This window comes from Mycobacterium sp. (assembly GCF_052144515.1).
Classification (GTDB): domain Bacteria; phylum Actinomycetota; class Actinomycetes; order Mycobacteriales; family Mycobacteriaceae; genus Mycobacterium.
This window is the reverse complement of the sequence record NZ_JBKQQD010000437.1, coordinates 1-4018: the sequence shown is the minus strand read 5'-3', so window position 1 is coordinate 4018 and position 4018 is coordinate 1. Positions and strand designations below refer to the sequence as shown.

Genomic DNA, 4018 nt, shown 5'->3' with positions numbered 1-4018 from the left:
GGCGTCTGCGGGATCACCGCCAGAAAATCGGCCAGCATCGACTCGCTGACCTCATCGATCCAGTGCGCGTCCTCGATGACATAGACCGCCGGGGACTTTCGGGCCAGGGATGCGGTGTTGACCAGTGCGGTCAGTCGCCGCCGCCGGGCATCCGGATCGATCTTGGGCAACACCACCTCGGGATCGGCGATGCCCAGCAGATCGTCGAAGAGCACCAAATCCTCGGGGTCTGCGTCGGGAACGCGGTCGCGCACCTGGTCGCGGGCGGTCTGCCCGTCAAGACCCTCGACGCCGGCGGCCGCGCGCAGCAGCCGCGCCACGGCATAGAAGGGGACCTGGCTGGTGTGCGACTCGCAGAAGGTGGTGAACACCTCCACGCCACGGCGACCCGCGATCGCCGCCACCTCGCGCACCAGACGGCTCTTCCCGATGCCCGGTGGCCCCACCACGGCGACCACCGCGCCATGGCCATCGACGGCGCGATCCAACAAGCCCTCGACGGCGGACATCTCCCACCGCCGACCGACCAGATTCGACTCAACACGCCCAAGAGCGGGATGCCGTTCTGCCATGCCCAACAGCCGCTGGGCCGCTACCGGCTCGTCGGCGCCCTTGATCTGCACCAGCTCTGGCTTGCCGAGAGTCGCAGCCCCATCGACAAGTCGCGCTGTCGATGCGCTGAGCATCACCGCACCCGGCGGGGCCGCCGATTCCATCCGCTGGGCCATGCCGACTTGCTCCCCGACGGCGGTGTAACCGAAGGGTCCCGAACCGATCTCCCCGGCGATCACCTCACCGGAGTTCAGCCCGACGCGCAACTGCAGATCCACACCGTCGCGGTTTCGGACATCGACGGCAAGCCGCTTCGCCTCCTCCTGAACACCCAGCGCCGCAAGACAAGCACGGATAGCGTGGTCCTCCAACGCCACCGGGGCACCGAACACCGCCATGATCCCATCGCCGGTGAACTTGTCGAGTGTGCCGCCGTACCGGCGCACCACTGCAGCGGCCCGGTCAACCAACCCGGCCATGATCTCGCGAAGCCGCTCTGCGCCCACCGCTGCGGCGATGTCCATCGAATGAACAACATCGGCGAACAGAACCGTGACCTGCTTGTACTCCGCCCGGGTATCGCCGTCTTGGACCGGTGAGCCACAACCGTCACAGAATCGAGCGCCCTCACGCGGCTCAGTGCCACACGTCCGGCACGCTGCTATGGCCGTCATCCGACCCTCCGCCGATCCCGGCCCCAACGTTTGCGGGGTGCTCCAAGGATAGGCGGTTACACACTCCGCAAGGGGCCGTCGGTTGTTCACGGTGATTCCGACACAGAGTTTTGAGACCCTCATATGTCGTCTATTTCGAGACGTGGGCCAAGCAGTCGCTGCACGTGTCAGGGCTTGACGTTTTCGAGCATCGCTCTGGCTACCCGTTCGGCGTCAGGGACCGCCCAGGCAAGGTCAGGTGAATTCGGTGGTGAGGGCAAACTGGGGGCCTCGCAGGTGCGGACTTCAACGACGACGTTTTCTCGCGCACCCAATGCCTGCTGGCAAGCGTCCGCTCCATTAGTTGGACCAACATTGGTGGTGGACGCCATCGCGAGGGTGATCATGTCATTTCGACCGAGGACCTCACCGAAGGTGTAACCCGCGCCGCTTTCATAGCCGAAGGTCGCATCAACCTTTCCGCTCGCACAGGCTTTCCACGTGCCTTCTGAGGAGGCCAGAAACTGTTGAACCCCTTCGGCGGAAGGAAACACTGCCGCAGTCTGCTGGACAAGGTGCGGCCTGCCTTCGTTTATCCCATATGGCGTTCCAAAGGTCTGAGTCTTGATTTCGGAGGGCCCGGCGGGGGCGTAGACGTCATGCTCGCCCGTAAAGACCACCCCGACGCATGACCGAGGGGTGACCTGGCCCGAATGGTCCGGCATCCCGTAAGACGAAGAATTTAGCGCGAGGCCACCCGGCCCGCCGCCGGATGGGTCGCTACTGACTTTGGTCCCAAGCACTTTGGTGAGCTGGTCGGCGGTCAGCAACACCTGGTCGATCGCCTTCGGCGAGAATGACGGTGGTGGCGGCTGGGCAGTCGTCGGCATGGGGGTTGTTTGGGGTGGTGTTGTCAAGCCCGAGGGCCCGGGCGATTGCCTTGAAATCGATGTGGCCTGGTGCTCCCACGGTCGCCAGATGACAATCATCCCGGCAGTGAGGAGTACCGCAACGACTGCTGCGGAAACGCCGATCAGCCGAGACTTTCTTGTCTTTTGGTCACCTCGGTCATTCCGAGACGGCGCTGCATCTTCCTCGGGCGCAGCGGTGCCAACCGGTGCCGGGCTAACAGGGGCCGCCTGCGTCGGCGCACCGGCCGGGTTGATTTGTTCGCTGAGGGCCCGCGCGAAGTCAGAGCAGCGTTGGAACCGGTCCTGGGGTCGTTTGGCCAGGCCGATGGCGAGAACCGGGTCAAGCTTGGCAAGCTCCGGTCGGCTGTCCGCCAATTCCGGTGGCGGCGAGTTGAGGTGGCGGCTGATGACGACTGCGGGATTAGAGTTCGGAAATAGTTGAGAACCGGTCAGAAAGTGGTAGGCGGTGGCCGCCAACGAGTACTGGTCTGCCCGCCCGTCGATCTCCTCACCCAGCAATTGCTCGGGGGCACAGTAGGCCACCGTGCCCACAGTCATGTTCGTCTTCGTCAGTCCACTGATGTCGTTGACGTTGCGGGCTATCCCGAAGTCGGTCAGGAGGATTCGTTGCTCACCCTCGTCGTCGAGATGGGTCATCATGATGTTGGCTGGTTTGATGTCGCGGTGTAGCAGGCCTTGTTTGTGGGCGTAATCCAGCGCGCTGGCGACCGCCGTGACGATGCGGGTGACTTCCTCGACTGGCATTCCAGCCGGGTAGCGATCGGCTAGGAGCCGGGCTGCGTCGAACCCGTCGACAAAGTCCATTGAGATCCATAGTTGACCATCCTCTTCCCCACGGTCGTGGACGCCGACGATATTCGGGTACCACAGCGTGGACACCAGGTCGGCCTCGCGAGCGAAACGGGCCCGGTAGTCGGCATCGCCAGACACATCGGCCGACAGCACTTTGAGCGCGTCCTGGCGCGGCAGGCGTGGATGCTGGGCAAGATAGACCTCGCCCATCGCACCTGACCCCAGCAGGCGAATGACCGTGTACCCGGCGAAAGTCTGACCGTTGGTCAACGGCATGGACGAATACTAGGGGTTTCTGGCAAAGCTGTGGTTCTGTTCAGCAGGCTCGTCTTCCCCGATTCTTTTCGGGTACCAGCCAGCTGCAGGGCCCTCGACCCAAAGCTGTCCAGGATGCACGGGAGCTGGCGACTTGCTCAGCGAAGTGCTCGCGGTGATAAGTGTCTCGTCGCCCGGCCTCGGTATTCTTAATCCAGGCCAAGAGATTCGCTCGCACGCCTCCGAACGTGAGCGGACGGCAACCGCGCTACCGGCACGGTGCCCTTCGGAGAAGGCCGGGGCTTGTAGCGAACCCTGCTACGCGCCAAGACGGGAGCATTGCTTGGGATGCCGCCCTGCAGGGCAGGAGCAACTATGTCCACACATCAGGCCTACGAACAGCCGTATCAGCACTACTGGCGAGTCCTTTTCCCCGAATACGCCGATCCTGATTAGGGGGCGTACTGGCTTGCCAGGCCGAAAACGGCGGAAATGTGTATGGGCCTCTTTGGCGAACGGCAGCAGGATCGGCACGAGTGGATCGCTGATGGTCCCCGCCGGGGAAGCCAGGAAGCCCACGCGATGAGCGCGATCATCAGAACCCGACTCGCGGCCTCAGGGGCCGAAAGACCCTTTCAAAGCGTGATCAGGGAAGCGCAATCTTTAATCGCCGATACCGCGTAGAGGGGTGTGGGGGCCATGGCGATCTGTCCGAAGGGCCACGAAAACCTTGAAGGTCAACATTTCTGCGGAGAGTGCGGTGCTCCACTCGTCGCCAGACCGGGTCACCCGAGTGGCACACGTGAGCACAACCAGAGCATTTCGACCATCGCT

The 4018-nt window shown here is 63.4% G+C and carries 1 protein-coding gene, 2 pseudogenes and 1 riboswitch; all 3 genes and pseudogenes read right to left on the bottom strand.

Going from position 1 to position 4018, the window contains the following annotated elements; all coding sequences use genetic code 11:
• A partial coding sequence (locus tag ACLP9N_RS29730; RefSeq protein ID WP_442410726.1) for an AAA family ATPase occupies positions 1-1226 on the bottom strand: 1226 nt, incomplete at its 3' end.
• Between the two features lie 167 nt (positions 1227-1393).
• Positions 1394-2044 (bottom strand): annotated as a pseudogene (locus ACLP9N_RS29725) (sensor domain-containing protein); the annotation flags it as partial.
• A 123-nt stretch (positions 2045-2167) separates the two neighbouring features.
• Positions 2168-3205, bottom strand: a pseudogene (locus tag ACLP9N_RS29720) (serine/threonine-protein kinase); the annotation flags it as partial.
• A gap of 196 nt (positions 3206-3401) precedes the next feature.
• A riboswitch (SAM riboswitch) is annotated at positions 3402-3522 on the top strand.
• The last annotated feature ends 496 nt before the right edge of the window (positions 3523-4018 follow it).